General features: G+C 35.7%; 24 protein-coding genes, 1 riboswitch and 1 other annotated feature. Of the genes, 17 read left to right on the top strand and 7 right to left on the bottom strand.

From position 1 onward, the window contains the following. Positions 1–91: 91 nt before the first annotated feature. Entirely contained in the window at positions 92–2,797 is a 2,706-nt protein-coding gene (gene mgtA / locus F8162_RS10930) for a magnesium-translocating P-type ATPase (RefSeq protein ID WP_151633038.1), read from the bottom strand. Between the two features lie 327 nt (positions 2,798–3,124). Further along, positions 3,125–3,290: riboswitch (M-box (ykoK) riboswitch) on the bottom strand. 169 nt (positions 3,291–3,459) lie between these two features. On the opposite strand from mgtA, the gene F8162_RS10925 reads away from it, so the two are divergent. Further along, complete coding sequence (locus F8162_RS10925; RefSeq protein ID WP_151633036.1) at positions 3,460–3,999, top strand: hypothetical protein; 540 nt, start codon at positions 3,460–3,462, stop codon at positions 3,997–3,999. Between the two features lie 34 nt (positions 4,000–4,033). On the opposite strand, the gene F8162_RS10920 is transcribed toward F8162_RS10925, so the two are convergent. Further along, positions 4,034–4,285 carry a DUF3932 family protein gene (locus F8162_RS10920; RefSeq protein ID WP_000656495.1) on the bottom strand — a complete coding sequence of 84 codons (252 nt, stop codon included), beginning with the start codon at positions 4,283–4,285 and terminating at the stop codon, positions 4,034–4,036. Between the two features lie 189 nt (positions 4,286–4,474). On the opposite strand from F8162_RS10920, the gene rnz reads away from it, so the two are divergent. The 3 genes from rnz (at position 4,475) to sdaAA (ending at position 7,742) form a co-directional block, all read left to right on the top strand. Next, positions 4,475–5,398, top strand: a complete 924-nt coding sequence (gene rnz, locus F8162_RS10915; RefSeq protein ID WP_048531005.1) for a ribonuclease Z — start codon at positions 4,475–4,477, stop codon at positions 5,396–5,398. A gap of 787 nt (positions 5,399–6,185) precedes the next feature. After that, positions 6,186–6,845, top strand: coding sequence for an L-serine ammonia-lyase, iron-sulfur-dependent subunit beta (gene sdaAB, locus F8162_RS10905; RefSeq protein ID WP_048531003.1), 660 nt, complete (start codon positions 6,186–6,188; stop codon positions 6,843–6,845). An 18-nt stretch (positions 6,846–6,863) separates the two neighbouring features. Next, positions 6,864–7,742, top strand: coding sequence for an L-serine ammonia-lyase, iron-sulfur-dependent, subunit alpha (sdaAA, locus tag F8162_RS10900; protein ID WP_151633034.1), 879 nt, complete (start codon positions 6,864–6,866; stop codon positions 7,740–7,742). Positions 7,743–7,795: 53 nt separating this feature from the next. Here the strand turns inward: sdaAA and proI are convergent, their stop codons facing one another. Next, complete coding sequence (proI, locus tag F8162_RS10895; RefSeq protein ID WP_151633032.1) at positions 7,796–8,635, bottom strand: pyrroline-5-carboxylate reductase ProI; 840 nt, start codon at positions 8,633–8,635, stop codon at positions 7,796–7,798. 166 nt (positions 8,636–8,801) lie between these two features. On the opposite strand from proI, the gene F8162_RS10890 reads away from it, so the two are divergent. Together F8162_RS10890 and F8162_RS10885 are read left to right on the top strand one after the other, a co-directional pair. Then, positions 8,802–9,755 (top strand): MBL fold metallo-hydrolase, encoded by a 954-nt coding sequence (locus F8162_RS10890; protein ID WP_151633030.1) that lies wholly within the window; start codon positions 8,802–8,804, stop codon positions 9,753–9,755. A 9-nt stretch (positions 9,756–9,764) separates the two neighbouring features. Then, complete coding sequence (locus F8162_RS10885; RefSeq protein WP_151633028.1) at positions 9,765–10,559, top strand: SDR family oxidoreductase; 795 nt, start codon at positions 9,765–9,767, stop codon at positions 10,557–10,559. Positions 10,560–10,589: 30 nt separating this feature from the next. Here the strand turns inward: F8162_RS10885 and F8162_RS10880 are convergent, their stop codons facing one another. Then, positions 10,590–10,775, bottom strand: coding sequence for a YqzH family protein (locus tag F8162_RS10880; RefSeq protein WP_001003211.1), 186 nt, complete (start codon positions 10,773–10,775; stop codon positions 10,590–10,592). Positions 10,776–10,999: 224 nt separating this feature from the next. Between F8162_RS10880 and argC the strand changes: the two genes are divergently transcribed. From argC to F8162_RS10835, 9 genes are all read left to right on the top strand, one after another. After that, positions 11,000–12,037: an N-acetyl-gamma-glutamyl-phosphate reductase gene (gene argC, locus F8162_RS10875; protein WP_151633026.1), complete on the top strand. Its 1,038-nt coding sequence runs from the start codon at positions 11,000–11,002 to the stop codon at positions 12,035–12,037. Positions 12,038–12,047: 10 nt separating this feature from the next. Continuing rightward, entirely contained in the window at positions 12,048–13,271 is a 1,224-nt protein-coding gene (gene argJ, locus F8162_RS10870; protein WP_151633024.1) for a bifunctional glutamate N-acetyltransferase/amino-acid acetyltransferase ArgJ, read from the top strand. A gap of 11 nt (positions 13,272–13,282) precedes the next feature. Further along, positions 13,283–14,050: an acetylglutamate kinase gene (gene argB, locus F8162_RS10865; protein ID WP_151633022.1), complete on the top strand. Its 768-nt coding sequence runs from the start codon at positions 13,283–13,285 to the stop codon at positions 14,048–14,050. Then, positions 14,047–15,207, top strand: coding sequence for an acetylornithine transaminase (locus tag F8162_RS10860; RefSeq protein ID WP_151633020.1), 1,161 nt, complete (start codon positions 14,047–14,049; stop codon positions 15,205–15,207). Before argB ends, F8162_RS10860 begins: the two co-directional genes overlap by 4 nt. 12 nt (positions 15,208–15,219) lie before the next feature. Next, complete coding sequence (gene argF / locus F8162_RS10855) at positions 15,220–16,170, top strand: ornithine carbamoyltransferase (RefSeq protein WP_151633018.1); 951 nt, start codon at positions 15,220–15,222, stop codon at positions 16,168–16,170. Positions 16,171–16,530: 360 nt separating this feature from the next. Then, a complete protein-coding gene (locus F8162_RS10850) occupies positions 16,531–17,502 on the top strand; it encodes a WXG100 family type VII secretion target (RefSeq protein WP_151633017.1) in 972 nt (323 codons plus the stop codon). 3 nt (positions 17,503–17,505) lie between these two features. Continuing rightward, the gene (locus F8162_RS10845; protein ID WP_151633859.1) at positions 17,506–18,024 is read left to right on the top strand and encodes an SMI1/KNR4 family protein; all 519 of its coding nucleotides are present in this window, start codon (positions 17,506–17,508) and stop codon (positions 18,022–18,024) included. Positions 18,025–18,405: 381 nt separating this feature from the next. Continuing rightward, on the top strand, positions 18,406–18,966 hold the full coding sequence (locus F8162_RS10840) for a DUF2062 domain-containing protein (RefSeq protein WP_151633016.1): 561 nt from the start codon (positions 18,406–18,408) through the stop codon (positions 18,964–18,966). Between the two features lie 58 nt (positions 18,967–19,024). Continuing rightward, positions 19,025–19,231 carry a hypothetical protein gene (locus F8162_RS10835; RefSeq protein WP_151633014.1) on the top strand — a complete coding sequence of 69 codons (207 nt, stop codon included), beginning with the start codon at positions 19,025–19,027 and terminating at the stop codon, positions 19,229–19,231. Positions 19,232–19,255: 24 nt separating this feature from the next. On the opposite strand, the gene F8162_RS10830 is transcribed toward F8162_RS10835, so the two are convergent. Both F8162_RS10830 and F8162_RS10825 read right to left on the bottom strand, forming a co-directional pair. After that, positions 19,256–19,702 (bottom strand): MarR family winged helix-turn-helix transcriptional regulator, encoded by a 447-nt coding sequence (locus tag F8162_RS10830; RefSeq protein ID WP_000445817.1) that lies wholly within the window; start codon positions 19,700–19,702, stop codon positions 19,256–19,258. Positions 19,703–19,774: 72 nt separating this feature from the next. Continuing rightward, on the bottom strand, positions 19,775–20,563 hold the full coding sequence (locus tag F8162_RS10825; RefSeq protein ID WP_151633012.1) for a GDSL-type esterase/lipase family protein: 789 nt from the start codon (positions 20,561–20,563) through the stop codon (positions 19,775–19,777). 362 nt (positions 20,564–20,925) lie between these two features. On the opposite strand from F8162_RS10825, the gene cpdB reads away from it, so the two are divergent. Next, on the top strand, positions 20,926–23,277 hold the full coding sequence (gene cpdB, locus F8162_RS10820) for a bifunctional 2',3'-cyclic-nucleotide 2'-phosphodiesterase/3'-nucleotidase (protein ID WP_151633010.1): 2,352 nt from the start codon (positions 20,926–20,928) through the stop codon (positions 23,275–23,277). A 49-nt stretch (positions 23,278–23,326) separates the two neighbouring features. Here cpdB and nhaC read toward each other — a convergent pair whose 3' ends face one another. Continuing rightward, on the bottom strand, positions 23,327–24,700 hold the full coding sequence (gene nhaC, locus F8162_RS10815) for a Na+/H+ antiporter NhaC (RefSeq protein ID WP_151633008.1): 1,374 nt from the start codon (positions 24,698–24,700) through the stop codon (positions 23,327–23,329). A gap of 278 nt (positions 24,701–24,978) precedes the next feature. Beyond that, positions 24,979–25,199: a binding site (T-box leader), on the bottom strand. A 140-nt stretch (positions 25,200–25,339) separates the two neighbouring features. On the opposite strand from nhaC, the gene F8162_RS10810 reads away from it, so the two are divergent. Further along, complete coding sequence (locus F8162_RS10810) at positions 25,340–25,696, top strand: hypothetical protein (protein ID WP_151633006.1); 357 nt, start codon at positions 25,340–25,342, stop codon at positions 25,694–25,696. The last annotated feature ends 121 nt before the right edge of the window (positions 25,697–25,817 follow it).

Raw genomic sequence — 25,817 nt, 5'->3', positions numbered from 1 at the left:
TATAAGTCCATGTTATGTTTTTGAGAATGAGTGGGGGACCCGCTCATTCTCATTTTTATCCCGCTATTTGCGGGCTGATGAAAGCTTCACTTTATAACCAGCTATGATATTTTTTAATATAAACTTTTTTTAGGGACTGTGTTAAGAAAGCATAGCCTAATAGTATTCCTATTAACCAAGGGAAGTAGCTAAGTGGTAATGCTTGTAATCCAACGGCTGCTCCGAGTGGTGAGAATGGAATATAAATTCCGATTGCCATAATACAAGCGGTTAATAAAAGAACCGGTATTGACGCAGTACTTTGAATGAACGGAATCTTCTGTGTTCTTATCATGTGAACAATTAAAGTTTGTGTTAGTAATCCAACGACAAACCAACCAGATTGGAATAATGATTGATTGCTAGTTGTATTCGCACCGAAGACGTTCCACATGACTACATATGTGATGATATCAAATATGGAACTAATAGGACCGATACAAATAATGAAGTTCCGTAAGTTCGCAGTATCCCATTTTCTTGGTTTTTCTAAAAACTCTTTATCCATTTTGTCCCATGGAATAGACAGTTGTGAAATATCATAAAGTAAGTTTTGAATTAAAAGGTGAATGGCAAGCATCGGCAAGAAGGGGATGAAAGCACTTGCTACTAACACACTAAATACATTTCCGAAGTTAGAGCTAGCTGTCATTTTAATATATTTTAAAATATTACCAAATGTAGTGCGTCCTTCTAAAATACCTGCTTCTAAAATCGTTAAACTTTTTTCAAGTAAAATAATGTCGGAAGACTCTTTTGCAATATCAGTTGCAGTATCAACACATATGCCAACGTCAGCTTCACGTAACGCTACCGCATCGTTAATGCCATCTCCCATATAACCTACAGTGTGTCCGTTTCCTTGTAATACTTGTATAATGCGAGATTTTTGCATTGGATTTAGTTTAGCAAATACAGTCGTTTCTTCGGCTAATTTTGCTAATGCTTTATCAGGTAAAGAATCAATTTCGTAACCAAGGACAGGCTCACCGATATTTAATCCAACTTCTTTGCAAACTTTTCTTGTCACGATTTCGTTATCACCAGTTAAAATTTTTACTTGTACACCATGTTTCTGTAATGCTTGAATGGCAGTAGCTGCAGATGGTTTCGGTGGATCTAAAAAGCCAATATATCCAGCGAGAATCATATCATTTTCATCTTGTACCGCGTACTCTGTATCATTTATTGGTCTATCTTTTTTATAAGCTACAGCAATAACACGCATACCTTCACTATTTAATGTTTCACTTAGTTGTTTTACATTTGAGCGCATGTCATCGGTAAGAGAAACAACTTTTCCATCTATTTCAGTGTAGTTACAAATAGATAAAATTTCTTCTACTGCCCCTTTACAAACCATTGTATGTTCACCTGAAATATCTTTCACGATGACAGACATACGCCGGCGAGCAAAATCAAATGGAATTTCATCTAGTTTTTGAAAAATGGATGGATTAAACTTTTGGTTTTCTTCTGTATGTTTCATAACGGCTTTATCTATTAAATTTTTCAATCCTGTTTGATAGAAGCTATTTAAATAGGCGAAGTGTAATACACGATTACATGTATTACCGTTTGGATCTAAATGCCGGACAAGTACAACTTTATCTTCTGTTAAAGTACCCGTTTTATCGGTACAAAGAATGTTCATAGCACCTAAGTTTTGAATAGAATTCAGTTGTTTTACAATTACTTTCTGTTTAGACATGTTAACGGCACCTTTTGCTAAATTAGCAGTTACAATCATTGGTAACATTTCAGGTGTGAGACCAACAGCAATAGCGATAGCGAAGAAGAAAGCCTCTTGCCAATCCCCTTTTGTAAATCCGTTAATGAGAAGTACGATAGGTGCCATAATAAGCATGAATGTAATTAAGAGCCAGCTTACTTTGTTTACTCCTTTATCAAAACTTGTTTCTACGCGCTTACCAATTACCTTCTTTGCTAAAGAACCGAAATACGTATCGGTACTTGTGGAGATGACAACAGCTTTTGCGCTACCACTTACAATATTTGTACCCATAAAACAAAGGTTTTCCATATCGAGTGGATTGTAATTTTTTTTCGTGTTTTTCGGTAAGATATGTTGATTCTCTGTATGGTAACAGTTTTCGTACTTTTCTACAGGAAGTGCTTCCCCAGTTAAAGAAGACTGATTCACAAATAAATCTTTAGCTGATAAAATACGCACATCAGCCGGAACGATATCACCGGCTGAAAGTGAAATAATATCGCCAGGTACAAGTTCCTCAATTGGAATTTCCGTTGTATTATTTTGCTTTAAATTCATTACGTTTTTTATTTCGTGTACAAATCCATCTATTCTAAAGACGCTCGCCGTTGTTCGAACCATAGCTTTTAACTGATCCGCAGCTTTTTGAGAACGAAATTCTTGTAAAAAGCGAATCGTTGCACTAAGTATTACCATGACAGATACAACGAGGGTTCCTTGTATGTCATTTGTGAAAAAAGAGAGTGCGCCGAGAGCTAATAAAACAAAAATAAACGGATTTTTAAATGCTAATAGAAATTGAACGTACCACGGCAATATTTTATTATGAGCGATTTCATTGGGGCCATATAAAGTAAGTCTACGAGCCGCTTCTTGTTTAGAGAGTCCATCTTCTGTTGTTTCTAAAAGTTGTAACGCCTTTTTTGCACCTTGTGTTGCGACTTCCAGCAATAATTCGTTATTTGTGTTCATACGATCTTGATTGTAAGAATGTTTTGTTTCTTGTCTTTGTAAATTTAACATCGGTAGTTCCTCCTTTTTCATGAAGGAGGAAACAATCTGTTACTCGACTATTTAAAATTAGGAGGAACAGCTTCTTTCCTACCTACATGATGAAATATTAACGTAAAACATATGGGTATCTGGGCCGAATCATCAATTGCCAACTGTTCCTCACCTCCGTACAATTTAGTAGTTTCTGAATATGCTATGTTTGTTTCATAGTAAGGTGCATATAAAAAGACCTTTACTCAAAACGAGTAAAGGTCTGAATTCGCAGTTAAAAGAGTCCACAACAAATACTGTTAGTAAACATAGATAAAAACAGTTTTTGTGTATGACAAAATATACGCACCTCTCCCTCGTTGAGTTTTAGCACTGTATAGCATAGGTACTGAAACCAGCTACGTTAAAAAAGGCCTTCATTCCGACCTTTCCTGTTGACCCATTGGCGTCTCTCGACATTTTTGGGCAGCAGCGTTTCTCTATACAGGAGCCTCACCTAACAGAGACCATATTCTATTACAATTTGAATGTTAGCACTGTGAATTTATAGTGTCAATATCTTTTTTGTCTGTGTTTTTAAAATATTATATAGATTTATAATAGATATTCGAGATGAAATACATTATGTCGTTTATAAATAATATGGAGAATAAATCTTTTTATAAGAGGGGAATTTTGTAATGGTACCACAAAAATTTATTATAAATATTGAGAATCAAAAGTGGTTGTTTAATGAGCAGGAAGATTTATGTTCTCACGGAGAAATTTATTTAAATGTGGATGGAACGATTATTACACAAACAGGTATGGATGAGGAATGGGGAATAAGTGAATCAGCTTTGGCTCTGTTACGAACTTTAGATAAAGAATATACTTGTGATATTGAAAATGAAGAGGGGCTTATTTTGCATGGATGTGGCACTATGTTAATGTTAGGATGCCCAATTTCAATTCACTGGACTGTAAATTATATAGGCGAAAACGTGCTTTTAAAAGATTTTGTTAAAGTGATTTCTACTTGTCAAAAAGCTACATACTATGAAGGAATTCATATAGAAGTGAAGGAAAGTGAATATAGAACACAAATTGTTTCTTTTGCACTACAAGCAAAAGAATTATTTAATCACTCAAGTGAAAAGATAATTTTAGATGAGTTCGATCAAAGTATGTATACAGATTTTTGGACGGAATATGATGATTTGCTAAATAAGTATAAATAAAAAAGCACTGATTACAGTGCTTTTTTATTATAGATTATGAGATTGTAGCATTTTCAAAAATAACAATTTCTGAACTGTTTGTTGTTGAAACGCGTTGTGCGTAATAGGTTAAAGCTGAAGAAATATATGTTGGTAACGAATCATTTGTATGTGTTGTTGTATATTCATGGATTAATTCTTTCAAAGTCGTCCATTCTAATTGTGCTGGGTGATCTGACACGAAAGAACTTACCCAGCGATCAAATGAAGATGAAAAATCAGTTTGTAAACGAAATGCTTCTTTCATAATAAAACGCTCCCTTAACATGTAGTATAATTATTTTAACACAAAATACGAACGATATCTAAGTTTTTTGAGTATAATGTTCGTGTTATATAGTTGTCTAGATGATTGGTTATGTAAATTCGATTTGCCATTTGAAATAACATTCCGTAAGATGAAAGGTAGATTATATAAAGAGCTGGAGGAAAGAAAGTGGAATTTGTATTTTTAGGAACTGGTGCAGGTGTTCCTTCGAAAGGAAGGAATGTTTCAGCAATTGCTTTGCAATTGTTAGAAGAACGAGGACAGACTTGGTTATTTGATTGTGGCGAGGCGACGCAACATCAAATATTACATACATCAGTACGCCCACGCCGCATTGAAAAAATATTTATTACGCATTTACATGGTGATCATATTTTTGGTTTGCCTGGTTTATTAGGAAGCCGTTCATTTCAAGGAGGGACTACACCTTTAACAGTGTATGGACCAAAAGGAATTAAACAATTTATTGAAGTGGCATTATCAGTAAGTACGACACATGTAAAATATCCACTTGAAATTGTTGAGATAACAGAAGAAGGTACTGTGTTTGAAGATAATGAATTTCATGTAGAAACGAAAAGATTGTCACATGGTATTGAATGTTTTGGGTATCGTATTATAGAGAAAGATATACAAGGTGCCCTTTTAGTCGATAAATTACTGGAGATGGGTGTGAAACCAGGTCCACTCTTTAAACGTTTAAAAGATGGAGAAGTAGTTGAATTAGAAAATGGTACGATACTAAACGGAAAAGATTTTATCGGCCCACCTCAAAAGGGAAGAGTTATTACCATTTTAGGTGATACAAGATATTGTGAAGCGAGTAGAGAGCTAGCACAAGACGCTGACGTACTTGTTCATGAAGCAACTTTCGCGGCAGAAGATGAACAACAAGCGTATGATTATTTTCATTCCACATCTAAGCAAGCTGCGAGTATTGCACTTCAGGCAAATGCAAAACGTTTAATATTGACTCATATTAGTTCTCGTTATCAAGGAGATACATATAAGGAATTATTGAAAGAGGCAAGAGAGTTATTTTCTAATACAGAAATAGCTACGGATTTGAAATCATTTCCAGTAGAAAGGTAATAATGGTATGAAAAAATGGCGACAAGAGGTTGCCATTTTTTTATTTCTAAAAAAAATCAAAAATAAAACTGTTATCATTTTATACTTATAGGGGATGAAACAGAAAGTTTTAATGATGTGAAGATATAGGATAAAAATACATAGTAGCGATTATTTAGAAAAACTGTTATATAAGTCAGACGACATACGAGTGGTACAAATGGTAAAAACAGATTGTTATTCAGAACTTTTAAAATTCAATAAAAGTAAGCGTTTTATTAAAAACAAGCTATAATGAGGGCAGATTATAATTTATCCCGCGTTAACGGACAGTAAAACTCCCACCTCAAAATTCAGTTGGAGCAAAGAAGTTAGGTGGGAGATCAACTGTCCGTAAACGTCCGATTGGTTCAACTAATAATCAGTGGGGGATGAACAAAACCCCCACTGATTAAAGTTTCACTTTATCCGCTATTTGCGGGCTAATAATCAGTGGGATGGACAAAATCCCTACTAATTAAAGTTTCACTTGTTTATGCTATCCTTGTAAGTGGTTCTGTGTTAAACTTTGGGTTGCTACCGGACTTTATTGTGGATTAGCTTATATTATTTTTAAATGAAGGTAATGCTAAGTTTCTTATTTATTATGGTCACTAGTATTATTTCAGGATATATTGTTTCACTGTTATTCAAAAACGATCCAATTCGTACAGCGGAATAAATTCGTAGTACAACTAGAAAAGCAACCGATTTGGTAGCTTAATAGAATAGTAAAAATTTTTTTCATAGAGGTTTAGGGGGAGTTATGATGAAGTATCGCTCAGTATTTGATATTATTGGTCCAGTTATGATTGGCCCATCAAGTTCACATACAGCAGGCGCAGCAAGAATGGGGCAAGTTGCTCGCCAGCTGTTTCGTCATGAACCAGAAAGAGTAAGCATTTCATTATATGGATCATTTGCAAAGACGTATCGTGGGCATGGTACAGATGTAGCACTGATCGGTGGGATATTAGGGTTTGAAACAGATGACTTACGTATTCCAGAGGCGCTAGACATAGCAAAAGAGCGCGAAATTGAAGTGGAATTCATTGAAGAAGATGCAAATGCACCTCACCCAAATACAGCGAGAATTCGTTTGTATAAAGGTGAAGAAGAAATTGAAGTTGTTGCTTGCTCAATTGGTGGCGGTAAAATTGAAGTTGTAGAATTAAACGGATTCGATCTTCAATTAACAGGCACGAGTCCAGCACTACTTATTGTAAATAACGATCGCTTCGGTGCTATTGCAGCAGTAGCTTCAATCCTTGCGAAACATGAAATTAACATTAGTACAATGAGTGTTTCTCGTAAAGAAAAAGGTAGAAGAGCGCTGATGGTTATTGAAACAGATGAATTATTAGCAGATGAAGTGATTGAAGAAATAAACGCGCAACAAAATATTTGTCAAGTAACTATTATGGAATAATTGCAGGGGGGACACACCATGTTTCGGAACGCAGCGGAACTAGTGGCGCAAGCTAAAGAACAAAATGTAAAAATCGCAGAAATTATGATTCAATGTGAAATGGAAACAAGAAGTATTTCACGTGAAGAAGTAATTGCTGGTATGGAAAAGAACTTAGTCGTGATGGAGCAAGCAGTAGAACGTGGTATTCGCGGTGTGAAATCACCAACTGGTTTAACTGGCGGAGATGCTGTAAAAGTTCAGACGTATATGAATAGCGGAAAAGGCTTATCTGGAGATACGATTTTGGACGCAGTGAGTAAAGCTGTTGCAACAAATGAAGTAAACGCAGCGATGGGAATTATTTGTGCAACACCAACAGCAGGTTCTGCTGGAACAGTGCCAGGTGTACTGTTTGCACTGCAAGAGAAGTTACAGCCTACACGTGAAGAAATGATTGAATTCTTATTTACAGCAGGAGCTTTCGGTATGGTTGTTGCGAATAACGCTTGTATTTCCGGCGCGGCAGGAGGTTGCCAAGCTGAAGTAGGTTCAGCAAGTGGAATGGCAGCAGCAGCAGCAGTTGAGATGGCTGGTGGAACACAAGATCAAGCAGCTACAGCGATGGCAATTTCATTAAAGAATATGCTTGGTTTAGTATGTGATCCTGTTGCAGGGCTTGTAGAAGTACCTTGTGTAAAACGTAATGCAGCAGGAGCTGCGAATGCGATGATTTCAGCTGATTTAGCATTAGCTGGCGTAACGAGTACAATTCCATGTGATGAAGTAATTGAGGCAATGTTTAGAATCGGACAAACGATGCCAGTAGCACTTCGTGAAACAGCAGAAGGTGGACTTGCAGCAACACCGACTGGTCGCCGTCTGCAAGAAGAGATTTTTGGGAAGATTAATAACTAAAAAATATATGTTTATAAAGAAATGGAGCTCAAGTAAGATTGAGCTCCATTTCTTTATTTTTCTTTTGTTAGTTGTTCTAATGTTTTCCCAAGATTATGTGATCGTTGTGTAGCCTGTGTAATACAAGAAATAAGCGCTTGTTGAAATTTATGTTCTTGTAATACTTCAATACCTGCTTCGGTCGTTCCACCAGGAGAAGTAATTTCCTTTCGCAAAATAGAAGGGTGTTTTTCACTTGCTTTTAGCATCTCAGCAGCACCAATCATCGTTTGAAGAATAAGTGACTTTGCAACATCTTCTTTTAAACCGATTTTTTTTGCAGCTTCTTCCATCGCTTCTACTACGTAATAAATATAAGCAGGCCCACTTCCAGATAATGCAGTGACAGCATGCATATCTTCTTCCTCTACAACAGAGACGAGACCGATCGTTTCAAATAAAGCTATGGCAGTTTGAATATGTTCCGCTGTTGCATGTTTTGAAGGTGAGATAGCAGTAGCTGATTTTAAAATAGCTGCAGATGTATTTGGCATTGCACGAATAATCGGAACGTCTTTTTGAAGTAGGTTTCTAATCGAGTGAGTAGAAACACCTGCTAATAACGAAATAATAAGCAGGTTATTATGTATGTCTTCTTTAAAAGGGGTAAGCGCTTCTGCAACATCCTTCGGTTTCATTGCTAGAAAAAGAATATTTGTATTAGTAAGTAGCTCTTTTTTATTATGCGTACCTTTGACGCCGTATTTGTTATGTAGCTCCTGCAACCTTGTCTCGTTAGACCGATTACTTACAGTAATTTGTTCGCCTTTTACAACATTTGCATGTAACAAGCCACCAATAATAGCTTCAGCAATAGAGCCTGCACCGAGAAAGGAAATATTTTGAGTAGACAATGATGTTCCTCCTTTAAATTTGGTTAGAAATGCTTATAAATGTACATACATTCGTTTTTTTATAGGAAACACCTCTTTTTATCTGAAAATAATGACAAAAATATATAGAAGTTGTAAACTGAAGAAGTATTCATTTTTGAACCGGAAAGAGACAGGGGGGCTAAGCATGACGGCGATTCACCGAATGGAGATTCCTGTGCCATTTGCAGTTGAAACTGTGAATGTGTTTTTAGTTGAGGGGGAGACGTTAACATTAATTGATACAGGGACGAATACAGAAGAGGCAAGAGGTTCGTTAGAAAGGCAATTAGGTGCATTAGGATATGCGATAGAAGATATTGAAACAGTAGTCATTACGCATCATCATGCGGATCATTGTGGGCTTTTAAATATATTTTCTGAGAAAACGAACATTATTGGACACCCTTGGAATAAGCCTTGGATCACGCAAAATCCAGAATTTTTAAAGTGGTATCATGAGTTTTTTAGAGAGACAGCTTTGCAATTTGGTGTCCCAGCAGCATTTTTGAAAGACGAGGCGTTATTGACGACGAAGACACTTAAATATTCTTGTAATAGATCGTTAACGCATACTGTGAGAGAGGGAGATCGTATTGATTCAATGCCTGGGTTTACAGTAATCGAAACACCAGGTCATGCTTCCACTCATATTTCATTATATAGAGAATCTGATGGAATATTAATTGGCGGGGATGCTCTCATTAGTCATATTTCTTCGAATCCCATATTAGAACCACCATATGAAGGACAAACGGAAAGGGCGCGTCCGTTATTACAATATAATCAAACGTTAAAGCGTTTAAGTGAAATGAATATTTCGCGCATTTTATCAGGACATGGAGAAGATGTTCTAAATGTGAAACAACTTATTGAAACAAGATTACAAAAGCAAGAAACACGTGCGTTTAAAGTGCTTGAGTTATTAAAGGAAAAACCAATGACAGCATTTGAAGTATGTGTAAAACTATTTCCGGTATTATATAAGGAGCAATTGCCGCTTACTATTTCAGAAACTGTTGGACAATTAGACTTTTTAGCATATAATCAACAAGTGATGATTGATGAATCTTCGCAACAATTGATTTATTATGCAAAGTAGGTGACAGCAATGACAGGACGTTTACAAGATAAAGTAATCGTCATTACAGGTGCTTCTAGTGGAATTGGAGAGCAAGTTGCAATGCAAGTTGCAGAGCAGGGGGCGACTCCAGTATTAATGGCTAGAACAGAAAAGAAATTAAAAGCGTTAGCAGACAAAATTAAAGAAACTTATAATACGCCTTGCTATTATTATGTATTAGATGTAAGTGAAGAGACGGAAGTACAATCTGTTTTTTCAAAGGTATTACAAGAAGTGGGACGTATTGATATATTAGTAAACAATGCGGGATTTGGTATTTTTAAAACATTTGAAGATGCTTCAATGGATGAAGTGAAAGATATGTTCCAAGTAAATGTATTTGGATTAGTAGCTTGTACGAAAGCGGTACTACCCTATATGGTGAAAAGGAACGAAGGACATATTATTAATATTGCTTCACTTGCTGGGAAAATTGCAACTCCGAAATCGAGTGCGTATGCAGCGACGAAACATGCAGTATTAGGATTTACGAATAGTTTACGCATGGAGTTGTCTAGTACAAATGTTTTCGTAACAGCGATTAATCCAGGTCCGATAGATACGAACTTTTTTGAAATAGCTGATCAATCCGGTACATATGTGAAAAATATGGGACGGTACATGTTAAAACCAACATATGTAGCAGAGCAAATCGTAAAATCGATGCAAACGAAAAAGCGTGAAGTAAACTTACCGAAGTGGATGGGCATGGGTCCAAAACTTTATGCACTATTCCCAGGTTTATTTGAGCGTGTTGCAGGCAAATCATTAAGTAAAAAATAGGAGATTTCCATATGGAAATCTCCTATTTTTTTATTTTCCAGTCACATAATCGTAAACGATATCCTCAACTGCCTCGTATACATCAATTTCAGTATTTGAATGAATTATCGTTTGAATATGTTTAACAAGCATTTCCTGATCCTCATTTGACATAGGATTACATTGATATTGTTGAAAACTTTTTATAATCATTTTCTCAATTAATTTCTCATTCATGTTTTTCCCCGCCTATATGTATACATGTATTGTTTTATTGTACTTGAAGTGAAATGAAAAAACTACCATGCACTATTTGTGTATAAAAATTCTATTTCGTATATTGTTTTTCTAGTAAAATTAAGTTTTTTAAGTTTATAAAATTTATAAATATTTAATTGACTCTATAAATATACAATATTATAATCATAATTAATTTAAAGAATCGATATGAGGAGGGGCATATGAAAGTCGCGATTATTGGAGCAACTGGGTATGGAGGTATTGAGTTAATTCGGTTATTAGAGCAACATCCATATTTTTCGATAGCATCTCTTCATTCTTTTTCGCAAGTTGGTGAGTGTATAACAAATGTATATCCGCATTTTCAAAATGTTCTTGTTCATACATTACAAGAAATTAATGCGGAGGAAATAGTGAAGGAAGCAGAAATTGTATTTTTGGCAACCCCCGCAGGAGTATCAGCAGAGCTAACTCCAAAATTATTAGAAGTGGGTTTAAAAGTAATTGATCTATCTGGAGACTTTCGTATGAAAGATCCTTTCATATATGAACAGTGGTATAAAAGGGCAGCTCCAAAAGAAGAGGTTCTTAGTGAAGCTGTATATGGGTTAAGTGAATGGAAAAGGTCTGAGATACAAAATGCAAATTTAATTGCAAACCCAGGATGTTTTGCTACAGCTGCATTATTAGCGGTATTACCGTTAGTTCGTAGCGGCATGGTTGAAGAAGATTCTATTATTATTGATGCGAAATCAGGAGTATCTGGAGCAGGTAAAACACCAACAACAATGACTCACTTTCCTGAGTTATATGATAACTTGCGTATTTATAAAGTGAATGAGCATCAACACGTTCCTGAGATTGAGCAAATGCTTGCAGAGTGGAATAGGGAAACGAAGCCAATCACGTTTAGTACACATTTAATACCGATATCAAGGGGGATTATGGTTACACTTTATGCGAAAGTAAAACGAGAAATGGAAATAGAGCAACTTCAAAAATTATATGAAGAAACGTATGAACAATCGGCTTTTATTCGAATTCGTATGCAAGGAGAGTTTCCAAGTCCGAAAGAAGTGAGGGGCTCAAATTATTGTGATATGGGGATAGCTTACGATGAAAGAACAGGAAGGGTAACAGTCGTTTCTGTTATAGACAATATGATGAAAGGTGCGGCTGGGCAAGCGGTTCAAAATGCAAATATTGTAGCGGGACTAGAAGAAACAACAGGTTTACAACATATGCCGCTTTATCTATAAGGGGGACATGATGATTAAAGTAGAGTCTATTACAAAATTAGAAAATGGTTCAATTGTAACACCAAAAGGCTTTTCGGCAATCGGTACTGCAAATGGTTTGAAAAAAGAAAAAAAGGATTTAGGTGTAATTATTTGTGAAGTGCCAGCATCATGTGCCGCCGTTTATACAACGAATCAAATACAAGCAGCCCCGTTGCAAGTAACGAAAGATAGTATAACGGCTGAGGGGAAATTGCAAGCTATTATCGTCAATAGTGGAAATGCAAATGCTTGTACAGGAATGAAAGGATTACAAGATGCTTACGAGATGCGTGCATTAGGGGCAGAACATTTTGCCGTGAAAGAACATTACGTTGCAGTAGCTTCAACAGGTGTAATTGGTGTTCCACTGCCGATGGATATAATCCGAAAGGGAATTACAACTCTTATCCCGACGAAGGAAGAAAATGAAGCTCATTCTTTTTCTGAAGCAATCTTAACGACGGATCTTATAACGAAAGAAACGTGCTATGAGATGATGATTGATGAGAAGAAAGTGACGATTGCTGGCGTTGCGAAAGGTTCAGGGATGATTCATCCAAATATGGCAACGATGCTAAGTTTTATTACGACAGATGCTCATATAGAGCATGACGTATTGCAAACAGCATTATCAAAAATAACGAATCATACATTTAATCAAATTACGGTAGATGGGGATACTTCTACGAATGATATGGTCATCGTTATGGCAAGTGGATTATCAGAAACGAAACCAATCAATATGGAACATGCAGATTGGGAAACTTTCGTATTTGCTTTACAGAAGGTATGTGAAGATTTAGCGAAAAAAATCGCACAAGATGGTGAAGGTGCTACGAAGTTAATAGAAGTAAATGTGTTAGGAGCTCGAACGAATGAAGAGGCAAAGAAAATTGCAAAGCAAATAGTCGGTTCGAGTCTTGTGAAAACAGCAATACATGGTGAAGATCCAAACTGGGGGCGAATTATTAGCAGTATTGGACAAAGTGAAGTAGAAATTAATCCAAATACAATTGATATTACTCTTCAATCGATCACTGTGTTAAAAAATAGTGAACCCCAAATATTTTCTGAAGAGGAAATGAAAAAGAAATTAAAAGAACATGAAATTATGATTAATGTGTATTTACGTTTAGGAGAAGAGTGGGGATCAGCTTGGGGCTGTGACTTAAGCTATGAATATGTGAAAATAAACGCTTGTTATCGTACATAAGGAGAGGGAAGATGAGCGATTATATTGTAGTGAAATGCGGCGGTAGTATGTTGGATCAATTAAATGATGTGTTTTTTGATTGCATAAAGAAATTGCAACAAAAGTATAAAGTAGTGATTGTCCATGGTGGCGGTCCAGAAATTGATGCCAAACTAAAAGATTGTAACATCAAAGTAGAAAAAAGAGATGGGTTACGAGTAACACCGAAAGAAGTTATGGATATTGTTCAAATGGTGCTATGCGGAAGTACGAATAAAAAGTTTGTGATGAAGTTGCAAAGGCATAATTTACTTGCGGTAGGTTGCTCAGGGTGTGATGGCAAGTTACTTCAAGTTCAACCTGTCAGCGAAGAAATAGGATATGTGGGAGAAGTAAGTTATGTCGAAACGGCCTTACTAAAAGGATTAATACATTTGAATTATATTCCTGTTATTGCTCCGGTCGGCATAAATGATAATGAGATTTATAACATAAATGCGGATACCGCTGCAGCTGGAATTGCGGCCGCATTATCCGCAAAAGAACTCATTTTTATTACGGATGTAGATGGGATATTACATGAAGGAAAGTTAGTAAAGAAAACGGATGAATTGGAAATTATTAATTTAATAGAAAAAGGAGTTATTACAGGCGGAATGATTCCGAAAGTACAGGCGGCACTAGCGTCATTAAAAATGGGAGTGCAAAAGATAAGTATTGTGAACGGTACAAAAGATTTTACTGAAGTTACGGGAGAGTGTATCGGAACGACGGTAACGAAAGGAGTAAGTATCGTATGACAAGTCATCTTTTTCAAACGTATGGGAGAAGAAATATTGAGCTTGTAAAGGGGAGTGGAACGAAAGTTATTGATAAAAATGGTAAGCAATATTTAGATTTCACATCAGGAATTGGCGTATGTAATTTAGGACATTGTCACCCTACTGTTATGAAAGCTGTTCAAGAGCAACTGCATGAAATATGGCATATATCTAACCTGTTTACAAACAGCTTACAAGAAGAAGTCGCGTCATTATTAACAGAAAATATTGCATTAGATTATGTGTTCTTCTGTAATAGCGGGGCAGAGGCGAATGAAGCAGCTTTGAAGTTAGCCCGTAAGCATACTGAAAAGTCTCTCGTCGTAACATGCGAGCAGTCTTTTCACGGTAGAACATTCGGAACGATGAGTGCGACGGGGCAAAATAAAGTGAAAGAGGGATTTGGTCCATTACTTCCATCTTTTTTACATATTCCTTTTAACGATATTAAGGCATTGAAAGAGGTAATGAATGAAGAAGTTGCGGCAGTAATGGTAGAAGTTGTTCAAGGTGAGGGAGGAGTAGTACCTGCTAATCTAGCCTTTTTGAAAGAGATTGAAACATTATGTAAGAAGTCCGGTTCCCTATTTATTATAGATGAAGTACAAACTGGAATTGGAAGAACTGGGACATTATTTGCTTACGAACAAATGGGAGTACATCCTCATATCGTTACTACCGCTAAGGCGCTTGGAAATGGCATTCCAGTTGGAGCGATGATTGGCCGGAAGGAACTTGGAACATCGTTTCCTGCAGGATCACATGGTTCAACGTTTGGTGGGAATTATATTGCAATGGCTGCAGCGAAAGAAGTATTGCAAATAACTAAGAAACCATCGTTTTTAAAAGAAGTAAAGGAAAAGGGCGAGTACGTATTACAGAAGTTGCAAGTGGAATTACGACATGTCGAATGTATTCAAAATATACGTGGTAAGGGGCTTATGATTGGAATTGAGTGTACGCATGAGGTTTCAAGTTTTATAGAACAACTAGGGAAAGAAGGACTTCTCGTATTACAAGCAGGACCTAATGTGATAAGACTATTACCACCACTCATTGTAACGAATGAAGAGTTAGAACAGGCAGTATATATGATAAAAAAAGTAGTTTGTATGAAAAACGTATCAATTATATAAGGGGGAAGTTCCATGTCAACTGTACAAGTACCGAAATTAAATACGAAAGATCTTTTAACACTAGAAGAATTGACGCAAGAAGAAATTATTTCCTTAATTGAGTTCGCTATCTATTTAAAAAAGAATAAGCAGGAGGCTTTATTACAAGGCAAAATATTAGGCCTTATCTTTGATAAACATTCAACTCGTACTCGCGTATCTTTTGAAGCAGGAATGGTACAACTCGGGGGACATGGCATGTTTTTAAGTGGGAAAGAGATGCAAATTGGAAGAGGGGAAAGCGTTTCAGATACTGCGAAAGTATTATCTCATTATATTGACGGGATCATGATACGTACATTCTCACATGCGGATGTAGAAGAGCTTGCAAAAGAATCGAGCATTCCTGTAATTAATGGATTAACGGATGATCATCATCCTTGTCAAGCGTTGGCAGATTTAATGACAATATATGAAGAAACAAATACATTTAAAGGAATAAAATTGGCTTACGTAGGTGACGGAAATAACGTATGTCATTCATTGTTGTTAGCGAGTGCGAAAGTCGGGATGAATATGACTGTTGCAACGCCTGTAGGATATGAACCGAATGAAGAGATTGTAAAAAAAGCGTTAGCGATTGCCGAGCAAACAGGAGCGAAAATTGAAATTTTGCATAACCCTGAACTAGCGATGAATGAAGCAGATTTCATTTATACTGACGTTTGGATGAGCATGGGGCAAGAGGGAGAAGAAGAGAAATATACTTTATTTCAACCTTACCAAATCAATAAAGAACTTGTTACGCATGCGAAGCAAACATACCGTTTCTTACACTGTTTACCTGCCCATCGTGAAGAAGAAGTAACAGGAGAAATTATAGATGGACCACAGTCTATCGTCTTTGAGCAAGCTGGTAATCGATTGCATGCGCAAAAAGCATTATTAGTAAGTTTATTTAAAAATGTAGAAGAGCTTTCTTAAATAATGTACATCTCCAGTTGTTAGACACGAATAACAATTGGAGGTGTATTTTTTTAGGTCTAAACTCTTACTAGAAGAAAAGGTAAATGAAAAAAGGTATTCCCTTCAGTATAAAATGAAAGTGCTTAATTATATGGATAGACAAGGGACATCTAATAGAGAAACAGTTGGTTAATTTTTCATCTAACTTTTTGGGTCCAGTTCACTAAGAAGGTTCTTTCCTTTACTTCACATACACATAGGCTTTATTTGCTGTTAAGTAGTTTTTGTGTTATATAAAGATATTTATATGTTTTGAAATTTCTATATTCACATTTTTTCTTTTTATCTCATAATTTTAATTGGGAGAGGGAGGAAAAAATGGTTCAAATTAAAGTAATACCTGAAATGCTAGAAGAAGTTGCGAATCGTGCAAGTAATACCCGAATCGCATTAGAATCTATACATAATAATTTATGTAATGAAATAGATCAATTGTGTTTTCAGTGGATTGGTGCCTCTAATCAACAGTTCATTCAAATGTTCAATGATGCGAAACCAAAAGCTTTTACATCTATTCATTCACTTGTAAAAGTAGAAGAAGATTTGAAACGAATTGCTGAAAAATTCCGCAATACAGATAATCAAGATGTTACAATGGAAGGAGGGGCGATGTGTGGACCACTATCATCAGAAAAAGAGGATTTTGATGGTGAAAAACTTGCTAGGGATATAGTGGGTGAAATAAGTGGTGAGTATGATATTCGTCGCGTTTGGAATGGTATTGATCCATCTACTGGCGAAAAACTATCTACTTTGGATAGAGTATTTGCTGGAGGAATGGCAGTAGCAGGGATTACACCCTTTGGAAAGATAGCTAAAGTAGGCAAAGGAGTTAAAATGACTGCTAAGGCTACTGAGGCTGTGAATAAAGCTAAAAAAGTACCTGTGGAGAAAGTCAATGGAGTTAAGGGGGCTGGGGGACCTGTAGAGGTCAAAGCACCTCCTGGAGCGACAGATGAACAGATAGCACAAGTTAAGGCTTATGTTGAGGAATCTAATAAAGCCTTAGAAGCTGGTGCTTTATCACCAACAGGAAGGGTATCAACTAAAGGTAAATTAAGACAAGAAGCTTCACGTGCGGCAAGACTAGAAGGTAAGAGAGCTGCTGATAATGGAGAAGCATACAAGGGACATGTTGGTCATGTTCCTGATACAACTTGGATGGGGAAACCGGATCCTCATAGTTGGTTAGACCTTGACCCAAAAGTTAATATGAGCATAGGTGGACAGGCTAATAAATACCCAATTGGTTATAAACCTACAAAATTTAAGTTTGTAGAGGAGGAGTAGATGATGAATAATTGGAAAGCTAAGATAGCTACAATGATTTTAGTGAAGCAGGAGCTAATGAAACAAGATGTAGAAAGAATATGGCCACACCATTTTCCAGAGGTGGGAGCAAATGAAAAATCTATTCGCACTATTGAACAAGAATTGGGATATAAGCTTGATTTAATGTATCGAGAATTTCTTCAATATGCCAATGGTTGGGCAGGCTTTTATCAAACGGTGGATTTATTTGGTACGGAGCAATTAAAGGAATCATCTATAATGGATTATGCTCAGGTATTATTAGAAGCTATAGATGATGTTGTTTTAGAAGAAAGCGGTGTTTTAAGACAGGAGCTATTACCAATAGCAGTTTCTGAATTTGATAGGGATTTATTTGTTTTATGTTTACCTAATTCTTCTAGACCAGGAGAGATAATTTGGTTTGCGGGTGAAGAAATAGATAGATTTGAGAATTTTGACGAGTACTTTTTAGCAATGATCGACTATAATAGAGAAGAGATATTAGCTTTAAAGGGGTAGTTTATACAGTCATGTTTTTTAAGTGTCTGTTACTGTACAGCTATAAAAACATAAATACTAATACAGCTAAAGCAAAATATATTTGAAGTGAACAGAAAAGAAAATGAATATTAATTGTCAAGATATACAAGTTTTAAGGTTAAGATAAAATCTAGTGCAACTTAAAAACAATATGAACTGAAAGTACTTGATTGTCGATTAAAGGCAACAAGAGCTTTTTTGGTTTCAGCGTAGAAATAAGTTGATACACGTATTTTTTTATAGTGAAATGTCATATGTATATTTAGTTAACCATTTTGATATCATCTATAATAAAAGAGAATGAAATTTGTTTTTCGGAGTGTGTAAGGGCATACTAGGTATAAAAATATAGTTAAAGAGATGATGAGGGTGAAAACAACTAAGAAAACATATTCGTTCTTTCAGCGGATGTGGAGAATGTTAAAGTTTCAATATTATAAGTTGCTTCGGTCGCCAGAAGGCGCAAAGAAAGTATCGTTAGGGTTTGCGATTGGTTTTGGTTTAGAGATGTTGGTTATATATACGGCATCGCTCGTCTATTTAATATTTTATCCAATCGTCAGGTTAGCAAAGGGATCTTTTCCTGCTGCGGTGATTGGCAATATTATTGGAAAGATTTCGTTTCTACCAGTAGTTTTATTTCCACTTGCTTATGCATTAGGGAAAATGATTTATCCATTTCATGTACAGAAAATACATCATGAACCATTTACAATATCGGATTTGTTTTCAAGTCATATTTTTACGATATTGAAGGGGTTATTGCAGAGTGAAGTGTATGTATTAATCGGAATGACGATTTTAGGAGTTGTGTTTGGTGTAGTTTCATATTTCGTGGTGCATTATCTATACGAAAAGAACCGTAAGTTACGTTTGAAGAACAGAAAAAAAAGAGTGACAGAACCACTCGTGCAAATATAAAGAGTGTCACACTCATTTTCTCCTTTGAATATGTTTAAGAAAAAGGGGGAGAGAATGAATGTATTATTATTACGTACCTCAAGTATATCCATATGTAAATTATTATCCGGCTTATGATATGAATAGACAATACGAATTATATCGACAACAACAATTACAGCAAATACCGCAAATACCACAGCAACAGCCTACGCAAGAACAAAAACCATATTTAACGACATGGCCGTATTCAAATGTATACTATGGTAATTATTACGAATCATAAAGCTGCTTCTATTTAGAAGCAGCTTTATGCGTTTGTTTTCAAAATTAAATTTTGAATGGTTTGAAGAGAGTGAATGAGTTTTTCACGTTCTTCCTCAGATAATGTTTGAAAATTTTCTTTTAATTTGTCTAAAATGAATTGTTGATACTGATTTACTAACAATTTCCCTTCAGCTGTTAGGGAAATTAAAATGACCCGTCGATCTTTTTCGCTATAATGACGCTCTATTAGTTCTTCTTGAATCAGTTTGTTTAATAGAGGTGTCATGTTAGGCCGTGAAATCGCTAGCCGCTTGCCGATTTCGGAAACTGCTAATGTGCCATTTTCATGCAGAAGCAGCAATACTTGTGTATGTGATGGCGGCATATGTCTTTGAGAAGAAAATTCTCCAGGAAGCATAAATTTGCGATAAAAAAGAGGCACTAGCGAAAGAAGATGATCAACAATACGTTCCCACTCGCGTGATTCCATATAAAGGCCCCCTTCCACTCTCATTGTAACAAAAAAGACATGTTATAAAAATAGAATTGTTTCATGGAAACTTTAATATTTGTAGGCCAACACTTTTTTTGTAAATGAATCGGCAATAATCGTATAGCCTTTATCATTAGGGTGTACCTGGTCAAATAATAACTCTTTTTTATCATTCGATATTAATTTACGAATGGGTAAAACGATAGATGGTTGATTTGCTTTTGCAATGGAATAAACGGATTCATTCCAGCCATCTAAAAACATATCTGCATAACTGGCGATGGAGTCATCGAGTTGTAACGGGTTATAGAGTTCAGAAAGAATGAGTAAAGCATCCGGATTTTGATCTCGAACTGTCTTTACAATATTTTTTACATCCGCTTCAAAATGAGCCTTTTCTTTATTTAACATTTTAATACCATCTATAACACCGACATCACGATTTAAACGAAATAAATTATTTCCCCCAATATTAATTGTAATGATATTTGCCGCTCTAATTTTTTGCTTTACATCTTCTGATTGAACTTTTTTAGCGAGACGATCAGTTGTAAGGCCGTTTATCCCAAGGTTTTCTACTGTAATTGGTTTATGAATTTGTGTTTCTATTTGTCTAGAAGCTAATTCAGCAAATCCCCCTTGCGTTGATCCATATCCTTTGGCGAGTGAATCACCTAATACGAGATGATAAAAGGAATCGTTTGTTTGCTTATCAATCCAACTTGGAGTAGATGTTTTTTCTGTTTTTTCTGTTTTTTCTCCGGGTTCATTTTGTTTTGTCTCATCGTTCTTTTCAAAGTAAGAATAAGAAATGATTAGAAGGAGGAGACAAACAATTGTTAAGATGACTTTTTTCATATATTCATCCTCCTTGTAATTGGTAATTGTATCATATTCAGCAGTATTAACAATGTAAGGGCATATTATATGTTTATGAAAAGTTTACAATAACTTTACAGAAAATTTGTAGAAGTATGTCAAAAAATATTGACGATATGAAAGTACATTATATATGATAATGTCAGATAAGGTGAAACTTTAATGAGTAGGGCTATATTTCCAGCTAATTAAAGTCTCACTAATCAAGCGTTTAAGGGGACTACTCATTAGCGCAGGATGAAATGAAAATCTTATCTCTAATAGAAGAAAAAAGGTATGTGGTTAGAGAAAAAGAGAGATTCATCTCATTATTTTTGGTAATTGTATAAGGGGGATTTTTTGTGAAAAAGTCAAAAAAAATGCTAGCTGGAGCAACGCTTGCTATTGGTGTAATAGCACCGCAAGTATTGCCAACAACAGCTTATGCGGATGAGAAAACAGGGGAGAGTACAGTTAACTTACGAATTCTAGAAACATCAGATATTCACGTTAACTTAATGAATTACGATTATTATCAAACGAAAACCGATAATAAAGTAGGTCTCGTACAAACGGCAACACTTGTTAATAAAGCACGTGAAGAAGCGAAGAACTCTGTCCTATTTGATGATGGGGATGCATTACAAGGGACACCGCTAGGAGATTATGTAGCGAATAAAATAAATGATCCGAAGAAGCCTGTGGATCCTAGTTATACACATCCATTATATCGTTTAATGAATTTAATGAAGTATGACGTCATCTCTCTTGGGAATCATGAATTTAACTACGGTTTAGACTATTTAAACAAAGTAATTAGTAAAACAGAGTTCCCGGTTATTAACTCGAACGTCTATAAAGATGATAAAGATAATAATGAAGAGAACGACCAAAACTACTTTAAACCATATCATGTTTTTGAAAAAGAAGTAGAAGATGAATCAGGGCAAAAACAAAAAGTGAAAATTGGCGTAATGGGATTTGTTCCACCTCAAGTTATGAACTGGGATAAAGCAAATTTAGAAGGAAAAGTGAAAGCAAAAGATATAGTTGAAACAGCGAAGAAAATGGTGCCGAAAATGAAAGCTGAAGGTGCAGATGTTATCGTTGCACTAGCGCATTCTGGTGTTGATAAGAGTGGATACAACGTTGGCATGGAAAACGCGTCGTATTATTTAACAGAAGTTCCTGGTGTAGATGCAGTATTAATGGGACATTCACATACTGAAGTGAAGGATATATTTAATGGTGTTCCAGTCGTAATGCCTGGTGTCTTTGGAAGTAATTTAGGTATTATTGATATGCAATTGAAAAAGGTAAACGGAAAATGGGAAGTACAAAAAGAGCAATCGAAGCCGCAACTTCGTCCGATTGCTGATAGTAAAGGGAACCCATTAGTACAATCTGATGAAACATTAGTTAATGAAATTAAAGATGATCATCAAGCGACAATTGATTATGTGAATACAGCTGTAGGAAAAACGACAGCGCCAATTAATAGTTATTTCTCATTAGTACAAGATGATCCTTCTGTACAACTTGTGACAAATGCACAAAAATGGTATGTAGAAAAGTTACTTGCTGAAAATGGACAGTATAGCAAATATAAAGGAATTCCAGTTTTATCTGCGGGCGCACCATTTAAAGCAGGTGGCCGAAACGGTGCTACATATTATACAGATATTCCAGCTGGAACGTTAGCAATTAAAAACGTTGCAGACTTATATGTATATCCAAATACGTTATATGCTGTAAAAGTAAATGGGGCACAAGTGAAAGAATGGCTTGAAATGTCTGCAGGTCAGTTTAATCAAATCGATCCAAAGAAAATAGAAGAACAGCCGTTAGTAAATATAGGCTATCCTACATATAACTTCGATATTTTAGATGGCTTAAAATACGAAATTGATGTAACACAACCGGCGAAATACGATAAAGATGGAAAAGTTGTAAATGCAAATACGAATCGTATTATAAATATGACGTATGAAGGTAAACCAGTAGCTGACAATCAAGAGTTCATCGTCGCTACAAATAACTATCGTGGAAGTAGCCAAACGTTCCCAGGTGTAAGTAAAGGGGAAGTTGTATACCAATCACAAGATGAAACACGTCAAATCATTGTGAAGTATATGCAAGAAACACCAGTGATTGATCCAGCAGCAGATAAAAATTGGACGTTTAAACCAATTGTTGCAGATAAATTAAATACAACATTCGATTCTTCACCAAATGCACAAAAGTATATAAAGAAAGATGGGAAAATATCATATGTTGGACCGTCTGAAAATCAATTTGCTAAATATGCAATTGATATAACGAAGAAGAACGATGAGGGTAAAGAAACTGGTGGAGAGAATCCAACAACACCACCAACAGGTGAAGGAAATAATGGAGGGAATCCAACGACACCGCCAACAGGTGAAGGGAATAATGGAGGAAATCCAACGACACCGCCAACAGGTGAAGGGAATAATGGAGAAAATCCAACGACACCACCAACAAATGAAGGTAATAATGGAAATAATGCAGGATCTGGACAAACTACGACGGGTAATGAAAACTCAAAAGAAACAACAACTGTAAGTGAAAAGAAAGAAGAACGTGATTTACCGAAAACAGGTACAAGTGTTGTTTCTACAATTGGGGCAGGTCTAGCGTTTGTTGGAGCGGGATTACTTCTGTTATTTAGAAGAAAGAAAGCAAATAGATAGTCAAGAAATATAAAAAGGATTACCGATTCAGGTAATCCTTTTTAGTATATTATGAAATTGTTACTGCTTTTTCTTTCTTCCATGAAAGGCCAAATCCAGTGAAACCAACAATAATTGTTAAGACTGGACAAGCTAAACAGAAAATTGCGAATGGAAGGTAATCAAATGTCGGAACGCCAAGGACGTTCGATAAGAATACACCACTTACTCCCCATGGTACGAGCGGGTTAATAACTGTACCTGCATCTTCTAGTACGCGTGATAAATTTCTACGTTCTAAACCGACTTCATCGTATTTATTAGCAAATGCTTGTCCTGTTAAAACGATGGATAAGTATTGCTCCCCAAGTAAGAAATTTACACCAATTGCAGTTGAAGCAGTAGAAATAATTAAGCGTGTGCTATTTTTTACGAAGCTAGAGATGATATTCATCAGCTGCGTAATAATACCCATTCCTTGTAATAATCCTCCCATACAAAGAGCTAGGAAAATAAGGGCAATCGACATCATCATACTTTGTAGACCACCGCGAGATAGTAAGCTATCAATGTCTTTTATACCAGTTTTAGAAACGTAGCCGTCTTGCATAATTTTCATTAAATCAGCTAAAGAAGTGCTAGGTTTAAAAATAAAGAGAATAATAATTCCTACTACAATTCCAGCAAGCAATGTTGGAACTGCTGGAACTTTTTTAAATGCGAATAGGAACAGTAATAAAATTGGAATAAGTGTAACAATAGAAATCGTTGCGTTTTTTTCTAATGTGCTAATAAAGTTTGTAAAGTCCACGTCTCCACTTGTACCGCTTCCTAAAATGAAAAATGCGATAAAAGCAATAATGAAAGCCGGAACTGTTGTCCAAAGCATGTTACGAATATGTTCAAATAGATCTACACCTGTTACAGCAGGAGCTAAGTTTGTTGTATCAGATAAAGGAGACATTTTATCTCCAAAGAATGCACCAGAAATAATTGCACCAGCGATTAGAGCTGGATCGTATCCGAGAGCACTACCCATACCCATAAAGGCAAGTCCTACAGTTGCGGCAGTTGTAAAGGCACTACCGATACTTGTTCCAACGATTGCACAAACAACAAAAACAGTTGGAACGAAAATTTTAGGAGATACAAGCTGGAAGCCGTATACCATTAAAGTTGGAATTGTTCCAGCAGCGATCCAAACACTAATTAATACGCCTACAAGTAAGAAAATAAAAATAGATGGAATACCAGCCGAAATACTACTAATCATCCCTTTTTCCATAGTAGACCAAGAGATTTTTTTCATAAATCCAAATGCTAATAAAAGCACGATACCAAATAAAATTGGGATGTGTGGTGAAACTTCTAATTGAATAACACTAAAGCCAATACAGAAAAAGATAAATAATGTTAAAAGAACAGATTCAATTTTTGAAACCATTGTTTTTCCCTCCTAAGTAATCTAAAATAGCTCTTTTTTATATAAAATTCGCCAATATTGTTTATTTCCTTCTAAAATTTAGAATTTTGTGACAAATTACCGGTAATTGTTGATCTTTCAATATGATACGGAAATGATTGGATAAAAAAACGTCCCTGCATATAATTATGCAGGGACGAAGAAATCGCGGTACCACCCTAGCTTGTGAAATGAATGTATCACAAAATAAAGGGTCGTATGATATGCGCTAATAAAATAAAAAACGCCCCTGCAATATATGCAGGGACGAAAAATTCGCGGTACCACCCTAAATTGTGAAACAGTTTCATTTCACCACTCTTTAGATATAACGGTCTATAACCGTCTTTCACTACTCCTTACGTTTCGCAAAAGAAGCTCCAGGGGGTAATTCATAATTCGCTCTGTACTGGTTCGCACCGACCACCAGCTCTCTGAAATCAGAAATCGAAATACTACTAAATCCTATCAATGCCGATTCATATGATGTTAGTTAAATTTTTATCATATATTCATCATACATGTCAATAAAAATGTGTAATATTTTTTTAGGGAAATAAAGGAGATAGGTTTTAACGCCGAAAAATGTGCGTTATAATGAATTTGAAAGGGGAGGAAAGAGTGAAGAAAAAAATAATTCTTTTTACCACCTTACTAGTCATTGGCGGAAGTGCTGGAATTTACACGACTTTTGCAGCTGAATCAGAGCAGGCGAAGCAAACGCAAATGCAGCAGTCAGAAGTGAAGAAAGCGAAAGAAACTGAAGAGAAGAAGTCGATGGAAAAAGCAGCTGAGAAACTAGGGGTTTCTACGGAAGGAAAAACAAAAGAAGAGGTTACGAAAGAAGTAAATACCGCGAGATTTGAGAAGCGCCATGATTTATTGATTGAACATGCAAAACAACTTGGAATTGATACAGAAGGAAAAAAAGATGAAGAGATTATTTTAGAAATTGGAAAGATACAACATGGAAAGTAGAACAACTTATCGTATGATAAGTTGTTCTTTTTTAAGAACTACTTGATTTAAAAATAATTGACAGTCATTTAGATTTAATGTTAACTATATTTATAAACTAGTTAACATTAGGGGTGGCAAT

The sequence above is a fragment of the Bacillus sp. CH140a_4T genome, assembly GCF_008923725.1.
Lineage (GTDB): Bacteria > Bacillota > Bacilli > Bacillales > Bacillaceae_G > Bacillus_A.
Note: the sequence above shows the minus strand (reverse complement) of the source record. Positions and strands in the feature narration are given on the sequence as shown.